The organism is Desulfoluna sp. CLI2B, assembly GCF_056847375.1.
The window spans coordinates 6,122,338-6,139,371 of sequence record NZ_CP186557.1 but is presented as its reverse complement, the minus strand read 5'-3'; the positions used below and the strand labels follow the sequence as shown (position 1 = coordinate 6,139,371).

Annotated in this window: 13 protein-coding genes and 1 riboswitch; of the genes, 10 read left to right on the top strand and 3 right to left on the bottom strand. The window is 60.1% G+C overall.

The window, feature by feature from the left end; genetic code table 11:
• Positions 1–131: 131 nt before the first annotated feature.
• From ACOYW2_RS28395 to ACOYW2_RS28350, 10 genes are all read left to right on the top strand, one after another.
• A complete protein-coding gene (locus ACOYW2_RS28395) occupies positions 132–842 on the top strand; it encodes a Crp/Fnr family transcriptional regulator (RefSeq protein ID WP_482768776.1) in 711 nt (236 codons plus the stop codon).
• A gap of 423 nt (positions 843–1,265) precedes the next feature.
• Positions 1,266–2,789 carry a sulfatase gene (locus ACOYW2_RS28390; RefSeq protein WP_482768775.1) on the top strand — a complete coding sequence of 508 codons (1,524 nt, stop codon included), beginning with the start codon at positions 1,266–1,268 and terminating at the stop codon, positions 2,787–2,789.
• 170 nt (positions 2,790–2,959) lie between these two features.
• Complete coding sequence (locus ACOYW2_RS28385; protein WP_482768774.1) at positions 2,960–3,268, top strand: thioredoxin family protein; 309 nt, start codon at positions 2,960–2,962, stop codon at positions 3,266–3,268.
• Positions 3,269–3,904: 636 nt separating this feature from the next.
• A complete protein-coding gene (locus ACOYW2_RS28380) occupies positions 3,905–4,840 on the top strand; it encodes an NAD(P)/FAD-dependent oxidoreductase (RefSeq protein WP_482768773.1) in 936 nt (311 codons plus the stop codon).
• Positions 4,837–6,228 (top strand): SLC13 family permease, encoded by a 1,392-nt coding sequence (locus tag ACOYW2_RS28375; protein WP_482768772.1) that lies wholly within the window; start codon positions 4,837–4,839, stop codon positions 6,226–6,228. The genes ACOYW2_RS28380 and ACOYW2_RS28375 overlap by 4 nt, the downstream gene beginning before the upstream one ends.
• A gap of 519 nt (positions 6,229–6,747) precedes the next feature.
• Complete coding sequence (locus tag ACOYW2_RS28370) at positions 6,748–7,605, top strand: DMT family transporter (protein ID WP_482768771.1); 858 nt, start codon at positions 6,748–6,750, stop codon at positions 7,603–7,605.
• A gap of 1,641 nt (positions 7,606–9,246) precedes the next feature.
• Positions 9,247–10,035, top strand: a complete 789-nt coding sequence (locus ACOYW2_RS28365) for an ABC transporter permease (RefSeq protein ID WP_482414544.1) — start codon at positions 9,247–9,249, stop codon at positions 10,033–10,035.
• Positions 10,032–10,808, top strand: a complete 777-nt coding sequence (locus tag ACOYW2_RS28360) for an ABC transporter ATP-binding protein (RefSeq protein WP_482768770.1) — start codon at positions 10,032–10,034, stop codon at positions 10,806–10,808. Before ACOYW2_RS28365 ends, ACOYW2_RS28360 begins: the two co-directional genes overlap by 4 nt.
• A 311-nt stretch (positions 10,809–11,119) precedes the next feature.
• Positions 11,120–12,115 carry an ABC transporter substrate-binding protein gene (locus tag ACOYW2_RS28355; RefSeq protein WP_482768769.1) on the top strand — a complete coding sequence of 332 codons (996 nt, stop codon included), beginning with the start codon at positions 11,120–11,122 and terminating at the stop codon, positions 12,113–12,115.
• Positions 12,116–12,469: 354 nt separating this feature from the next.
• A riboswitch (cyclic di-GMP riboswitch) is annotated at positions 12,470–12,550 on the top strand.
• 209 nt (positions 12,551–12,759) lie between these two features.
• Positions 12,760–13,833 carry an HAD family hydrolase gene (locus tag ACOYW2_RS28350; RefSeq protein WP_482768768.1) on the top strand — a complete coding sequence of 358 codons (1,074 nt, stop codon included), beginning with the start codon at positions 12,760–12,762 and terminating at the stop codon, positions 13,831–13,833.
• 266 nt (positions 13,834–14,099) lie between these two features.
• Here ACOYW2_RS28350 and ACOYW2_RS28345 read toward each other — a convergent pair whose 3' ends face one another.
• The 3 genes from ACOYW2_RS28345 to ACOYW2_RS28335 all read right to left on the bottom strand — a co-directional run bounded on the left by ACOYW2_RS28345 (position 14,100) and on the right by ACOYW2_RS28335 (position 17,030).
• On the bottom strand, positions 14,100–16,319 hold the full coding sequence (locus ACOYW2_RS28345) for a methyl-accepting chemotaxis protein (protein WP_482768767.1): 2,220 nt from the start codon (positions 16,317–16,319) through the stop codon (positions 14,100–14,102).
• 94 nt (positions 16,320–16,413) lie between these two features.
• Positions 16,414–16,779, bottom strand: coding sequence for a response regulator transcription factor (locus ACOYW2_RS28340; RefSeq protein WP_482414539.1), 366 nt, complete (start codon positions 16,777–16,779; stop codon positions 16,414–16,416).
• Positions 16,780–16,874: 95 nt separating this feature from the next.
• A complete protein-coding gene (locus ACOYW2_RS28335) occupies positions 16,875–17,030 on the bottom strand; it encodes a hypothetical protein (protein ID WP_180137367.1) in 156 nt (51 codons plus the stop codon).
• Between the last annotated feature and the right edge of the window lie 4 nt (positions 17,031–17,034).

The window sequence follows — 17,034 nt, the reverse complement described above, 5'->3', positions numbered from 1 at the left end:
CCATCCCCTCTTGCACCTTCACCGGCAATTCCCGCGTGCCAAATATCCCCCAATGTCGTATGACGAACAGAGGAACACGCCGCAACATGCCGGGGCGTCGTTCAGACCTGGAAAACAAGGAGGGCTTTGCCATGAACCACCCCGACATCGACACCTACAAACAGGACCTGGCCGTGTTTCGCATCCGGGATTTGAACGCCCCCTGGCGGGAAATCCTGGACAAAGGGACGCGCAAGACCCTGCCCCGGCACCACGAGCTGAGCAACGCCGACGACAACACCTTTTTCTTCCTCGACAGGGGCACCCTGCACCTCTCCTGCATCGCCGAAGACGGCCAGGAACGGGTGGTGATGATCATGGAAGAAGGAGTCCTCTTCGGCGAGATCACCTTCATGCACAAATCCAGCGTCCACGTCCACAGCCTGCGCACCTTAACGGAATGCGAAATCGTTATCTTTCCCGACTCGCTGCTGGACGACCTCGCCTTCTGCCGGGAGTACCCCCACCTGGTTCTTAACCTCGTCAGGTCCCTGGGCGTCAAGGGCGGGGCCTTCTTCAGCCAGATCTACGACTCCAACCTCCTGGACGCCCGGGGTCAGATCTGCCGCATGCTCTCCCACATCTGGCGGGAGCAGGGAGAAAAAGAGACCGTTAACCCCGACCTCTCCCAGGTGGACATGGCCAACATCCTGGGCATCCACCGGAGCAGCGTCTGCCGCGTCATCCACGAGCTTCGGGACGAAGGGGTCATCGGCCGATTTTCCAAGACCCGCCTGGAGGTCCTGGACCCCGTCAGGCTCATGGAACACGGCAAGATCCTCTGCCTCATCGCCTCCGAATAAGGGCTATGCCCTAACATAGTAGGGCATAACGATACTCCGCCTCAAATTCGTTATGTACCAAAGCAACGATCAAAAAATCATGCTAAGGACTTAGGGGATGATGCCGTCATGTGTCATTTATTCTTGGCATGGCCCTAAGACCTTTCAACGCACCCCGTCCCCCTGCCGGAAAGCCTCTCCGGACTGCAGCAGCACCCTGCCCTTCCCGGCTGTCCGACCCGCCCCTCTTTAATCAAAATTATTGATGATATAATTCAACGAATTTTCAAAAAGTGTCTCATGTGAAGCAGAATTTTTCCCGCCGATGCCCTACTCTTTTCCCATCAGGAAACACGTACACGGCCAGGGCGGATTCGCCCGGACCGATTCACGGCGACCCTGTCGCCTTCGATACGGACCCTCAATCGTGCCGAGGAGAAACCCATGGCTTTCAACCGCGACAAGATCAAAAACGTCGTCTTCATTATGCTGGACACCCTGCAGTTCAACTACCTGGGGTGCTACGGCAACGAGAAGATAAAAACCCCGAACATGGACCGCTTCGCGCGTCAGTCCGTGCTCTTTGAAAACGCCTACAGCGAAGGGCTCCCCACCGTGCCCGTGCGGCGCGCCCTCATGACGGGAAGGTTTACCCTGCCCTACGGCGGCTGGCAGCCCCTCTCCGGCGACGACACCACCCTCACCGACATCATGTGGGGCAAGAACATGCAGACCGCCCTCATCTACGACACCGCCCCTCGAGCAGTACCAGTTCGGCTACTCCCGCGGTTTCGATTTCGTGGACTTCTCTGCCCTGGCCAGGAGCTGGACCACACCTCCTTTGCCGACGTGCCCCTGGACCCCGCCATGAAGCCCGAGGATTTCACCTCCGCCTCCATGGTGTGGGACAAGGAAGGCAACCTCATCGACGACGACAGCCAGCAGCTCTTAGACGAGATCGGCTGCTTTCTCCGCCAGCAGCAGCACCGCCGCAGCGACGCCGACAGCTACGTGGCCAAGGTCGTCAACCGCACCGTCAACTGGCTCAAGGAACGCCGGGACAAGGAGCGCCCCTTCTTCCTCTGGGTGGACTCCTTTGATCCCCACGAGCCCTGGGATCCCCCATCAATCTGGAAAGGCGAGCCCTGCCCCTACGACCCAGACTACGAGGGCAACCCCATCCTCCTGGCCCCCTGGACCCCGGTGGAAGGCCGCATCACCGAGCGCGAGTGCGAGCACATCCGCGCCCTGTATATGGAGAAGGTCACCCTGGTGGATGAATGGATCGGCAAAGTCCTTGACAGCATCCGCCAGCAGGGCCTCTGGGACGAAACCATGGTGGTCCTCATGTCCGACCACGGCCAGCCCATGGGCAACGGTGAACACGGCCACGGCATCGTGCGCAAATCCCGCCCCTGGCCCTACGAAGAACTGGTCCACGTGCCCCTCATGATGCACATCCCCGGCGTCGGAGGCGGCCAGCGCATCAAAAGCTTCGTCCAGAACGTGGACGTCACCGCCACCATCATGGACGTCATGGGACAGCTCGACACCGAAAGCGGCGTCAGCGACCACGGCATGAACATGTACGGTGCCGAGGACTTCCAGGGCGAAAGCCTCCTGCCCCTCATGCAGGGCGAGGTCGATAAAATCCGCGATTTCGCCATCGCAGGCTACTACGGCATGTCCTGGTCCATCATCACCGACGACTACAGCTACGTTCACTGGCTGGTGGACGAAGAGGAGAAAAACAGCGTCGACTGCGTGGCCGGCTCCGAAAAGACCATGGACGAGGAGATGTGGACCTGCACCGCAGGGGCCAAAGTCGAAGTGCCCGAGCACAACGAACTCTTCGACCGCAAGGCCGACCCCTTCCAGCTCAACAACATCGCCGCCGACAACCCCGAAAAGGCCGAAGAGCTGCTCCAAAAGCTGAAACTCTTCATCGGCGAGCTGCGCACGACCTAAGCAAAAAAAAACATGCCTCCGGCGGGCAGGGGATTTTTCCTTAAAGTGGCTTCGCCACCCCCTGGACCCCAGGTTTGCAAATGCTCCGGGCTTCGCCCGTAGACAAAAAACGCCCTGCCGGAGGCACCTCCAGAACATAACAACCATGCATTCATTTGCAGGAGACCATCATGTTTACCACCCTTGACGACAACACCTACAAAGGCGCCATCTCAGACACCGAAGCCGGGGTCCTCATCTGCTTTAAAGAGCAGTGCCCCCATTGCAAGAACATGGAAAAAGTCCTGGAGAAATTCGCCAAGAAAAACGAGGGAGTCACCTTCTTTAACATGGATTCCGAGGCAAACCCCGAGGCGCAGAAACAACTCGGAGCCGAGCGCGCTCCCACCATCTACGTCATCAAAGGCGGCGCCATCGTCGCCACCAAAGCGGGCCTCATGAACCCCAAAGAGATGACGGCTTTTTACAAAAACGCCTAAGTCGATCCCGCCTGTTGAAGCGTGTGAAGCTGTTTGCGCAAGCCACAGTTACGAGTACGGACGCAGCCCTTCAGCGAATTTGCCGGGACTTCGAACCTTTCGATTAACCGGGGGACATGAGGTGGCAAAACCACCCCAAGGCTTACTGCCCGCCGGAGGCAGTCAGGTTAAAGCTGATAACCAACGAGTTACGATAACGAATTCTAATCCTTCAAGGCTTGTCGTATCGCTCGTACAAACCACCAGCATATGCTTCGGGCGAAGCCCGAGCCGAAGGCCGTTGCGATTTGGCCCGAGGAACGAGGGACAAATCGCAACGGCAATCAGCTTTCGAGGTGGCCCCACCTCGCCGCCGGAGGCAAGGCTTTTGCCTCTAAATCAACACATGGAAAAAACATCGGGAGGACGTGCACAGCCTCCCGGCATTCAAACGGACGTCCGAATAAAAACGCCGCAAAAAGTAAGGCCAGGGTTCCGTGACCCGGGGCCTGCCCTTTGGCGGCACCCGCAATCCCCCCACATGATCGCGACGTGTGGACCCCTGCATCACCCGAGAGGGCCGCACCGGAGAATCAGGACCCTGCATTCCCGGGCTGCCCCCTTCGGAGGGTGCGCACCTAATTTGGAGAGATACAGATGAAACCGGAAAAACACGTCGACCTGGTCATTGTCGGGGGCGGTCCCGCAGGCATGACAGCCGCCATCTACGCGGCCCAGGCCAATTTAAACACCGTGATCCTGGAAGAGAGCGTCACCGGAGGGCTCGTGAACTCGACCCACACGGTGCTGAATGTTCCCTCTTACCCGAAAATCCACGGCATGGAGTTGATGGAGAAGATGCGCGCCCATGTGGACAGCCTCTCCGTGCCCGTGGAAGAGATTTGCGACATCGAATCCCTCTGCCTTGAAGGGGAGACCAAAACCGTCGAGACCGACGAGGAGGTCTACCACAGCAGGGCGGTGATCCTGGCAACCGGGCGCAGGCCCGTTCCCCTGGACCTTCCCGTGGAGTGCGACGAGGTGCACTACTGCGCCATCTGCGACGGCGGCGCTTACAAAGGCAAACGGGTCCTCGTGCTGGGCGGAGGCAACAGCGCCTTTGACGAAAGCCTCTACCTGCTGCAGATCGGCGTCTCCCACCTCACCCTCATGGAGTCCGAAGACCGTTTCTTCGCAGCCGACACCACCCAGCGACAGCTCCTGGCCGACGAGCGGGTGGACGCCCGCACCGGCACCAGGCTGGTGGACCTCTGCATCGAAGGGGGCCGCCTCACCGGCGCGGTCATCGAACACCTCGCCACAGGAAAGCGGGAGACCCTGCCCGCAGACGGCATCTTTGTCTTCCTCGGCCAGTCCCCGAACAACGATCTGTTCAAAGATCAGGTCGCCGTAAGCGACAAAGGCTACATCCTGGCCGGAGCCGACATGGAGACCAACATCCCCGGTGTGTACGGTGTCGGGGACATCAATGAGAAGGTTTTCAGGCAGATAACCACCGCCATGGGTGACGCAACGGTTGCAGCTCTTTCCGTTGAACGCTATATTCGCAACCTCAAAGGGAACGTATCATGACCGCACTGCTGACATCACAGAAAACCCGAGGCTGGGCCTTGAGCCTCCTGTTTGCCGCCATCGGGGCCTTTTTGCTCTACAGCCCGGAGACCCCCAAGGTCACCACCTACTGGTTCATCACCATCTTTGCCATCTCCGGCTTTGCCTTCGAGATCATGCCCCTGTTCACCACAGCGGTCCTTTTGCTGATGCTGTACATCGTCACCGGCATCGCCTCCCCGGACCTTGCCTTTGTGGGCTGGACCACACCCATTCCCTGGATCATCCTCTGCGGCATGCTCATCGGCGCGCTCATGGAACGCACCAAGCTCTCCGACCGCATCGCCCTTTTGACCATCTCCCATATCGGCTCCACGCCCCTGCGACTCTACGGTGCCTTTATCATCGCAGGCTACGGCCTGGGGGCAATCATCCCCGACGTCATCACCGTGGTGATCCTCTTCATGGCCATCGCCTCGGGCATGTGCAACAAAATGGGGATGGAAAAAGGCTCCAAGGCGGCCACCACCCTGATCATGGCCGCTTTTTTCGGGGCCACCGTCCCCGCCACCAACTTTTTGCCCAACAACGTCGGCATCGTGGGCCTGCTCATGGTCAAAGACATGGGCGTGCCCATTGAATGGCTCAGCTTCTTCAAGGACAACCTGGGATACAGCCTCCTCAACGCCGCCGGCTGCATCGGGATCCTGCACGTCTTCGGAAGCCGCGAGCTGGGCAGGTACATCGAACAATGCCGCATCCACGCCAGTGAAGAGATCCAGGCCATGGGTGCCATGAGCAAGGACGAAACCAAGACCCTGGTCCTCACCCTCCTTGCTGTGACCGCCTTTGCCACGGAAAAATTCCACGGTATCCCGGGCTACTACGCCTTCTGCGCCATCGTTCTTCTGGGGTTCACCCCCGTGTTCAGCCTCCTCAAGGCCGAAGACGTCAAAGGCGTCCAGTTCTCCATCCTCTTTTTCATCATCGCCTGCATGGCCGTGGGCATCGTGGCCGGAAGCCTCGGTATCCCCGCGTGGATGGCCGGCAAGGTCGTGCCCTACTTAAAAAGCATGGAGAGCCTGGCCGGAACCTCTCTCTTCGCCTACCTCGTGGGCATCCTCGCCAACTTTGCCCTCACCCCTGTGGCCGCGGCCAGCTCCCTGAGCATTCCCATGGCCGAAATCGCCTCCAACCTGGGGCTGGACACCCAGCCCCTGCTCTACAGCTTCTTCTACGGCCTCGACCAGTTCCTCTTCCCCTACGAACTGGCCCCGGCCCTCATCATGTTCGCCACCGGGTACGTACGCATAAAATACCTCATGCAGATCATGGCCACCCGCATGGTCCTGTCCGGTATCGCCGTGGTCATCGTGGCCACCACCTACTGGCAGTGGATCGGGTATTAAAACAGCAGGCCTCCGGCGGCGAGGTGAGCCACCTCGAAAGCTGATTACCCCTGCTGTTTTCCCTTCGTTCCTCAGGGAAAACAGCAGGGGCGTTCGCCGCGGGCTGCGCCCGCCTCATAAGCTGATGGTTGACCCAAACGTTGTCACAAGCCTTGAAAAGACCGGATACATTTGCGTCAACTGAACGGTATCGACTTTAACTTCCGTGCATCCAACAATGAGGGTGTCGTAACCATTGTAGCGAAAACACCTTCGGTTGTTTTCCCTTCAGCGTGCAGACCGAAGGGCGCTTCCCCTCGTTCCCAAGCCCTGCCTCCATGCTCGATGCCACGCACCCAATAAATTGGCCCCCTCACCGCTTCCCATAACCGGAAGTTTGGGGGTGGGGAGCGGGGGAGGCCCTTTTCAAAGGGCCTCCCCCAGTTTTTCACATCATTATTTATCAAGGACATCCCATGCCCACGGCATTTCTTTTTCTGCTTCTCGTCGTCGCCCACATCATCTGGGGCGGCGGGTTCATTGTCATCAAGCTGCTCATCGGCTCCTTTACCCTTCCCCAGATCCTGCTGGCCCGGGTGTTCCTGGCGGCTGGGCCGATCCTACGCCTCGCTCTGGGGCAAGATCCCCAAGCCCGAATACAGAAAGGGGGACTGGAAATTCCTGGTGCTGCTGGCCCTGTGCGAGCCCTTTCTCCTCTTCACCTTCGAAACCCTGGGTCTTACCTACACCACAGCCTCCCAGGCAGGCATGATCGTAGCCTGCGCCCCCCTTGCCGCCGCCCTGGGCGCTCTCTTCTTCTACAAAGAAAAGATCAATACCCGATGCGCCCTGGGTATCTGCGCGGCCGTGGCAGGCGTCGTGGTGGTTTCGGCCTTCGGCGAGGCCGACGCCACGGCCTCCCATCCCCTGCTGGGCAACCTCTTTATCTTCTGCGGGGTGCTCTCCTCCACGGCCTATGCCCTCACCGTCAAGCACCTGGCCGAACGCTACTCATTCCTCTTCCTCTCAGCCGTCCAGGTCTTCGGGGCCACCCTCCTCTTTCTCCCCGGCGCCCTGGCAGGCCCCATGCCCGCGGCCATCTCCTGGACAGCCCTGGGAGCCATGGTTTACCTGGGCGTGGGCATCACCTTTTTTGTCTACGTGGTCATCAACTACGCCCTCACCCGCATCAAAGCAGCCCACGTTATCCTCTTTGCCAACCTCATCCCCGTCTCCACCCTGGTCCTGGCCTACCTCATTTTAGGGGAACGGCTTCTCACGGCCCAATACGCGGGCGCGGCCCTGGTCATCTGCGGCGTGCTCCTGGCCGGAGCGCCGGAAAGTTCGGGAACAGGGGAAGAGCCGGTGGGCATCCGGGAAACGAGGGGTGAGGTGTAGGATGGGCAAAGGCACACCCGTGTCCGCTGAGGTTGCGACGGCCCTGACGCCGTGCCCATCGTGTGTGGAGATGCTCTCTGTCATGAAATTGAAAAGGTGCAGGTTAACCGTGCAACGATGGGCACGCTCCGCTTTGCCCATCCTACGTGTGACACACGACCACCGGAGGCGATAACCCGAAGGGGTGTAGGATGGGCAAAGGCACAGCCGTATCCGCTGAGGTTGCGACGGCCCTGGCGCCGTGCCCATCGTGTGTGGCGATGCTCTCTGTCATGGGGTTGGAGGTGTGGGTTGTCCCTACCATGGGCACGAGCGTCGCTTTGCCCATCCTACGTGTGACACACGGCCATCTGAGGCGATAACCCGAGGTGGTGTAGGATGGGCAAAGGCACAGCCGTATCCGCTGGGGTTGTGACGGCCCTGGCGCCGTGCCCATCGTGTGTGGCGATGGCCTCTGTCATGGGGTTGGGAAGGTGCGGGTTAACCGTGCAACGATGGGCACGCTCCGCTTTGCCCATCCTACGTGTAACACACGGCCATCTGAGGCGATAACCCGAGATGGTGTAGGGTGGACAAAGGCACAGCCGTATCCGCTGAGGTTACGACGGCCCTGGCGCCGTGCCCATCGCGTGTGACGATGCTCTCTGGCATGGGGTTGGGAAGATGTGGGTTAACCGTGCAATCGATGGGCACGCTCCGCTTTGCCCATCCTACGTGTGACACACCGCCACCGGAGGCGAGAACACAAGGGGATGTAGGATGGGCAAAGGCACAGCCGTATTCGCTGAGGTTACGACGGCCCTGGCGCCGTGCCCATCGCGTGTGACGATGCTCTCTGGCATGGGGTTGGGAAGATGTGGGTTAACCGTGAAGATGGGCACGCTCCGCTTTGCCCATCCTACGTGTGACACACGGCCACCGGAGGCGATAACCCGGGGTAGTGTAGGATGGGCAAAGGCACTGCCGTATCCGCTGAGATTGCGACGGCCCTGGCGCCGTGCCCATCGTGTGTGGCGATGCTTTCTGCCATGGGACTGGGATGGTGCGGGTTAACCATGCAACGATGGGCACGCTCCGCTTTGCCCATCCTACGTGTGACACACGGACATCTGAGGCGATAACCCGAGGTGGTGTAGGATAGGCAAAGGCACAGCCATGTCCGCTGAGGTTGCGACGGCCCTGGAGCCGTGCCCATCGCGTGTGGCGATGGCCTCTGTCATGGGGTTGGGAAAGTGCGGGTTAACCGTGGACAGATGGGCACGCTGCGCTTTGCCCATCCTACGTGTGACACACAGCCATCTGAGGCGATAAGCCGAGGTGGTGTAGGAGGGGCAAAGGCACAGCCGTATCCGCTGAGGTTGTTACGGCCCTGGTTCCGTGGCCATCGTGTGCGGCGATGCTTTCTGCCATGGGACTGGGATGGTGCGGGTTAACCGTGGACAGATGGGCACGCTGCGCTTTGCCCACCCGAACAAAGCCTCTCCCCACTTTTCCCGTGCCCCTCGGCCCAAAACATGAGATACTCGTGGACTGAAATTTGCAACGTATCAAGGGTAACCCTGGGTGCGTGCCCCGCCTGAAACCGCCGCAACGCCCCAACGTCGTGAAAAACCCCACATCATGTGCAAGGCAGGAACCTCCATGGCAAAAACCATCTTTGGAAAAATGCTACCCTTTCTCATTTTTCTCATGATCTGGCAGGCAATGGCCCTGATGATCCAGGCCAACCGACACGTGGCCTTTCCCACCCCCTGGGAGGTGGGCCAAACCCTGGCGGCCCTGGTGTCCGGCGCTCCCCTGTCCGAGGCGCCCCTGATACGCCACATAGGGGACAGCCTCCTGCGCTGGCTCGCTGGCTTCGGTATCGCCGCGGTGTGCGGCACCTTTTACGGCCTGCTGGCGGGGTGGTCCAGGGGCTTTCGCAATGCCACCCTTCCCATTCTCCACGTCCTGCAACTGATCCCGGGCCTGGCCTGGATCCCCGTGGCTATCCTCTGCTTCGGCATCGGCGAGGCCGCCACCGTCTCCATGATCGCCATCACCGCCTTTACCCCCATTGCCTTAAACGTCCTGTCCGGGGTGCAGCAGCTCGACGAAACCTATCTGCGAGCGGCGCGCATGATGGGGGCAAGGGGAAAGACCCTGCTCCTTCGCGTGCTGCTGCCCGGGGCCCTTCCGGCCACCATCAGCGGCCTTCGCATCGGCCTGGGCAACGGGTGGCGGGTCCTGGTGGCGGCTGAAATGGTGGTGGGCACGGGAACGGGCCTGGGCTACGCCATCATCGAAGCCCGATGGACCCTGGATTACGCCTCGGCCTTCTCCTGCATCGGCATCATCTGCCTCATCGGGCTCCTGGTGGAACGCCTCCTGTTCAAGCCCCTTGAAGAGAGGACCATCGCCAAATGGTACCTCACGGGGGACGACGCATGATCTCCTGCACCGACCTTCATAAAGCATACGGCACAAACGGTGCCTCGGGCCCGGCCATTTTATCCGATGTCTCCCTCTCCCTGGGCCATGGGGAGTTCACCTGCATCCTGGGCCCCAGCGGGTGCGGAAAAACCACGCTCCTCAACCTCATTGCAGGATTTGTCCGGCCCACCTCCGGGACCCTTTTGTTTCGGGGGGAACCCATCACGGAACCCGGGCCGGAGCGGGGCGTGGTCTTCCAGGAGGCCACCCTCTTTCCCTGGCTCACGGTGCTGAAAAACGTGGCATTCGGTCTGGAGCAACAAGGCAAGCCGGATAAAACCTGCACCGAAGAGGCCCTGCACCACCTGGAGCTCGTGGGCATGGCCGACCACGCCAGGGCCTACCCCCACACCCTGTCCGGCGGCATGAAGCAGCGGGTGGCCATCGCCCGGGTCCTGGCCCTTGCCCCCGACGTCCTGCTCATGGACGAGCCCTTCAGCGCCCTGGACGCCAACACCCGGGAGAGACTCCAGGACGAGCTGCTCCGACTCTGGCAGCGCTTCGGCCAGACCGTGGTCTACGTCACCCACAGCGTGGAAGAGGCCGCCTTCCTGGCAGACCGGGTCATCGTCATGGGGCCCTCCCCCCGCAACATCCGGGCAGACAAACCCATTGGCCTTCCCCGCCCCCGTACCCGGTATTCACACGACATGGAGGCGGTGGTCCGCGACCTGAGACGCGAACTCAACGCCCTGCCCTGCTGCATCGGCCCCACCCGCATCGATGCCTGAAGAAAGCAGGCCTTCGGACTTCGCCCGTGGACAATGATGCGTCCTGTTTTTCGTGGGAAACAGACGCCTTGAGGTTATGGTAAAATCAAGTTGTAACCATTCAGCTTGCCTCCGGCGGATCGCTTTTTTGAAAAAAAGCTCCGCAAAAAACGTTTCTAATACGAACATGTCGGAATTGTTTCGGCGGAGCCTATGAATGATTACTTGAGACCTGTTTATCAAACTTTTTAAAAGTTTGGCCCCCGGCAGGGCCGCCGGAGGCATTTTTTTCTTTTTGAACTCACGTTAACCGTCGTTAAGGAACCATACGCATGAAATTCACAGCTCTTTTTCCACGCCACACCGCACCGCGCCATCGAGGCCCTATCCCCCTCCTGTTTACCGCCCTGGTCCTTGGCCTGTCGGTCGCCTTTGCCGCCTGCACCCAGAAACCGGAGACGGCCTCAGAGCCCATCCGTTTTGCCTTCCAGAACCGCATCGGCAGCGCCCTGCCCGTCATTGCGGTGGAAAAAGGATTTTTCGCCGATGAGGGCCTTGACGTGACACCCCTTCGCTTCAACAACGGCCCGGCCTGTGCCGAGGCCCTCTACTCCGGCTCCGCAGACTTCGGCACCATGGGAGACACCACGGCCATCATCAGCGCCTCCCGGTCCGAGAACCTCACCATCATCGCCAGCCACTGCACCGGGGAGCATCGCCACCGTCTCATCGTCCTCAAGGACTCACCCTACACCACCCTGGCCGATCTCTCGGGCAAGCGCGTGGGCATCAAAAAAGGGACCTCCACCTACGGGGGATTTCTTGCGGCTTTAAGCGCCGCAGGGACCCCGGCAGGAACCATCACCGTAACGGACCTGTCGCCCTCCACCCTGCCCGAGGCCCTGGCCGCAGGTTCCATCGATGCCTTTGCCGCCAGTGAGCCCACCCCCTCCATGGGAGAGCTCAAGGGGGGAAGGGAGCTTATGACCTTCGGGGGCCTTGGCAACCGCTACCCCATCATGCTCCTGGCCCAAAAAGAGTTCCTTGCCAATCGCCGGGCCGACACCTTTGCGTTCATAAAGGCCCTCAAGACCGCCGAGGCCTTTGTGCAGGCCCACTCGGAGGAGACAGCCGAGATCATGGCCCGGGCCACGGGGCTTCCCCGGGAGGTGATGCAGTCGGCCATGGCCCGCCACACCTACGCCCTCTCCCTGGACGCCTCCATCGTAGGCAGCCTCTCGGATACCGCCGCCTTTTTAAAGGCCCAGGGCAAGGTCCAGGCGGTCCCCGATTTATCCACCGCCTGTACAGACCGCTTCCTGAACTGAAAATAGGAAGCATGCAACCGACCTGCCGGGGGCAGGGCCCTGCCCCGCCCCCCCAAAGCGCTCGCCATCACCTGCACAACAAACCCTCTGCATATCAGTGCATTACACACCCCCACCCTCCGTTTACTGATTTCTATAAAAAGCCCATTTTACTTACTGCCTTATTTTTTTTGTTTAAAAAGAAAAACAAGCGTTGACCAGGGGTTCACTCGTATGGTTTATATCTAACTAGGACACGGAACAGTGTGCCTGATAACATCTTATGTTTCCTGGTTTTAAAAATCCCAGGATACCTCTCGGTTCATACATACTTTTTTCCCGAGCGCCCCCGACGCCCAACTTGTCGGGGAAGACGCTGGAAAAAGCCAAACCTGTTGTGAAGCAGGGACGGAAAGCCACGGGTCTTCCCCAAACGAAGACAGCCGGGTTGCCCATGGATGACGCCCAAAGGCCGCCTTCGCAGCCCAAGCCTTGTCACCCGTGCGACCGCTCCATGGAGCCCTTCCCACCCCCCTCCTGCCACACTGGCCCAAGCACCCGGTTTGCTTTTTCACCCCCGCAGGAAACACATGCAGTCAGGATGGCTGAACCGCCCCTGATCCGTTTTTTTGTCAACCGCAAGATGACAAGGAGAAAAAGCAGACATGACATGGTTTCGCAAGGTCGCCCTTGTTGCAGTGAGCCTCATCGCCCTGACCTGCACGGCCCAAGCCGCAGAGCTGACCCACTGGCCCGGGGCTCAACGCCACAAGCTGATCCGTCTCATCGAACGCAACGCCTTTCAGGACAAATTTGCTGTCTTTGCCTGCGACAACACCCTCTGGTACCGAAACCTGGACGCATCCCTGCTGGCCTACCTGGAAACCAAAGGACTCATGACCCCGGAGTCCATGGATCCTGCCCTTGAAATCGTCCCCCTGCTTCCGGGAGACACCCTCACCTCTTATGCCCGACGGCTTTTTGAGATCGACCCCAAGGTGGGGTCTCCCTGGCTCGCCCGGATCTTTTCCGGGTTTACCTTGGAAGAGCTCAAGGGCCACGTGGACGATCTCTTCGCCCTGAACGGGGCGTCCATTCCCGCCAAGTACCGGCAAAGCGGCGTGCTTACCGAGATAGAGGTGGAGGCCCCGCGTATCTACCCCGGCATGCGGGAACTCATCAACGCCATGCAGGAGAACGACATCGAGGTCTTCCTGATCTCCTCCGCCCTGGAAGAGCTTGTCCGCATGGTGGCCTGCGACCCCCGGTACGGGCTCAACATCAAACCCGAAAACGTCATCGGCGTCAGCACCCTGCTCAAGGACCGTGCCACCGGCAACATCACCACGGCCCGCCTGCAGATCCAGAGAGGTCATTTTCTGGATGAGAGCTACCCCAAAGCGCGGCACATGGCCATGGAGCTTACCCCCACCCTGTGGAGCCCTTACACCATCACCTCCGGCAAGGTCTGGGCCATCGAGGACTATATCCACCCGGGGCGCCCCAATTCCAGCAGCCTGGGGCTTCCCCACTATTACCCCACGCCTTCTTCAAGGCCGAAGAGTTCGGGGGTATTAAGCTCTGGGTCAACCGCAGGGAAGACCTCTGGGAAGCCACCCAGGCGGCCCGAACCCTCCGCGCCCGGCAGCAGCAGGAGGCCTGGCAGTACCCCTCCGCCAACAAGCGCTGGCTCATGGTCCGCCCCGACGACATCGGCATTTAACAACATGACCATTTAGGCTTTTTTTCGGGGAACCGAGCACCTTTTCCGGGCACCATACCCCATGCCGTCCCCACACGGCATGCCCCCCCGATGGTGCCTTTCATCCAGGTGCCGGCTCCCCGCTCCGCCCCACCTTGAGCAAGACCCGGGGCGGAGCCTCTCCCATGAAAAAACCCCCTGAAGCATTTTGCTTCAGGGGGTTTTTCACGTGATGGCATCACCCCGGGGGGGAAAAAAACGGGTAGATGCCCACGATCAATCAACAGGGTCGAGCAGCCTTTCTTACGCCGCGTCCACCTTAAAGGCCGCGATGGAGCTGATCATGGCAAGTGCCGTCTCCTCCATCTCGTCCATGCGGGCGGCGGTTGCAAGACTGGCCTCCGAGGTGTCGGAGCTGATGGTCCCGATGGCTTCCATGGATTGCGTGATCTTCTCCGACTCCCTGGCCTGGTCCTCGGACGTACGGGAGATGCCGCCGATGAGTTCGGCGAGCTCGCCGGATACCTCCCGGATCTCCTCCAGCTTGGCGTGGGCGTCGTCGGCTCGCTTTGAGCCCTCAACAACCCTCTGGATACTGGCGTCCATACTGGCACCGGCCTCGGTGATCTCCCCCTGGATGTTCTTTACCAGGGTGTCGATCTGCTTGGTGGAGTTGGTGGAACGCTCCGCGAGGCGCTGGACCTCTTCGGCGACCACGGCAAAGCCCCGGCCCGCGTCCCCTGCCATGGCTGCCTGGATGGAGGCGTTCAAAGCCAGGATCGAGGTCCTGTCGGCGATGTCACCGATGATCTGCACGATGTTGCCGATCTCCTGGGAGCTCTCCCCGAGGCGCTTAATGGCCCGGGCTGTCTCCTGGACGTTCTCCCGGATAGCTGACATGGAGGCGTTGGTCTTGCTCACCGCGTCGGCCCCTTCACGGGCGCTTGCCGTGGACTGCTCCGATACCGAGGCCGAATGCACGGCCCGTTCCGCAACCTGGCGAATGGCGTCTGCCATGCCTCGGATGTCGTCGATGGCCGAGGCGATCTGCTCGGCCTGGAAGGTACTGGTTTGGGCCAGCTTTTCCGTGGATTCATGAACCTCGCCGGAGGTGTCGTTCACGCGGCCCGCTGCGGCCTTGACCTCCCGGACCACCTGGCCGATCTGCTCGGCCATGAGGTTAAAGGAGTCGGCAATGGCGCCTGTCATGTCTTCGGTCACCTCCGCCCGCACGGTCAGGTCCCCTTCGGTGAGGCCGCTGATTTCGGTAAGGAGCTTCATGACGCTGCCCTGGATGGCGTCACGCTCTTCACGGCTCTGGATCAGGGAGAGGGTGTTGTCCAGCATGGCGTTGAGACTCTCGGCCATGATGCCGAGTTCGTCCCGGCTCATGACCTCGGCACGGGCGTCAAAGTTACCGATACCGATCTCACTGAAAAGGGACATGATGTTGTTGACCGGCCTGACGACAATGCGCCGCGCCACCAGCCAGACAACGGCCAGGCAGAGAATAAGAGCCACCACTGCGCCCACGGAGATCTTGGCGATAAGGGCGTTGATGGGGGCTACGATCTCCTCTTTTTCAACGGCCAGGCCCACCACCATGCCGGTGGTGGGAAGAAGGGAGAACACATAGTAGATCTCTTTGCCGTCCGAGGCCCGTGTCTCCTCAAGCATTCCGCCCTTGTGCTCCTTGAAGAACCGGAAAAATGCGTCGGAGTAGCCGGGCTCCTTGTAAACGGATGAGCCCACCTTGGCCTGTCCGAAGAGCTCCCCGGCCAGGATCGTCCCCTTTTCGCCCACGAGGAAGGGTCGGGCCGTGGCATAAGGCTTGAGCCGCTTCAGGTCGGCCTGGGCGTTGATCATGGACATGTCCACGGAGACCACCCCTTTGAACTCCCTGTCCCGGATGATGGGATGGACGATGGAGACCGTGGGAACCCCTCGGGTCAGGTAGACATCCGAGTAGTACATCAGGTCTGTCACGTTTCGGCCCCGCAGCATCTCAAGGGCGTTTTTCTTAGGCACCTGGTACCACCCCTTGGCGGTCTGGATACTCTTACTGGGCACGATCTCATCGCGTTTGAGCCCGTCTTTCCAGTGATAAAACGGGAGAAACCGACCGTCGATGGTATGCACGGTGTCGCCGCGGTACGCCTCATCCTGGCCGTCGGCGTCGGGTTCGTAGTTGATGGCAATACCAAAGCAGCCGGGGAAAGCCTCCATGCCGGCCTTGATCTGCTCAATGGTCCCTTCGCGGTCTCCGAACATCCCCGATGCCTGGGAGATGGCCGTTGTCCGCACCATCTGCGCCGTGGCCGAGATATCCGCCTCGGTGGACTGGCCCACGTTCTTGACCGAGGCAATCATCAGCTCTTGGCTGTTGGCAATCAGGTTTTCGCGGTAAGAGTTGATAATGGTCGTCAACAGGACCGCCATCACCAACACGATCATCGATACGATGCCAAAAGACAGCTTGGTGCCGACCTTGAGGCTCTGAAAAAACGATTTTATGCGTTCCAATGCGCCACTCCTTCCTCGTGGCGACGGCCCATGCACGACGGACCGTCGAAAAAACCCCGCGTAACCAGGGGAGATTCAAACCGAACCCGATGGATCAGAGCAGCGCCTTGACCGCATTCAGGTACTCACCATTATCAAAGGGCTTGGTCATGTACCCGTCGGCACCCTGCTTCGTCCCCCAGAACCGGTCGCTGTCCTGGGTTTTGCTGGTGAGCATGATGATCTTGATATCCTGGGTGTCCGGGGCTGTTTTCAGCTGCCGGCACACCTGGAACCCGTTCTTCTTCGGCAGGATCACGTCCAGGACAATGAGATCGGGGTGCTCACCGGTGGCCTTTTCTAGGGCCTCTTCGCCATCCACAGCCGTGATGACATCGTACCCCGCCTCGGTCAGGGGGGTGGTCATAAGGATCATGTTCGTCGGGCTGTCCTCGACAACCAGAATTTTATGTTTCGCCATTGTTTCACTCCAGAATTACTCAAAAACCCATGCAGCGCCGGTGCAGGCGCCCCGCTTACCGGGGCGCCCCGGACACATCGTCCGTACCTGCGGCCCTACCGCTTCACAAATTGATCGATGCCCTCTTCCTTCCACACCTTCAGCGTCTTCTCGTCCTTGGGGTTGATCTTGACCCCGATGGCGTTGACGGGAACATCATGTTTCTTCTGCACGTCGATCCAGTTTTTCTTCACGGCGTTGTCGATGGTCATGATT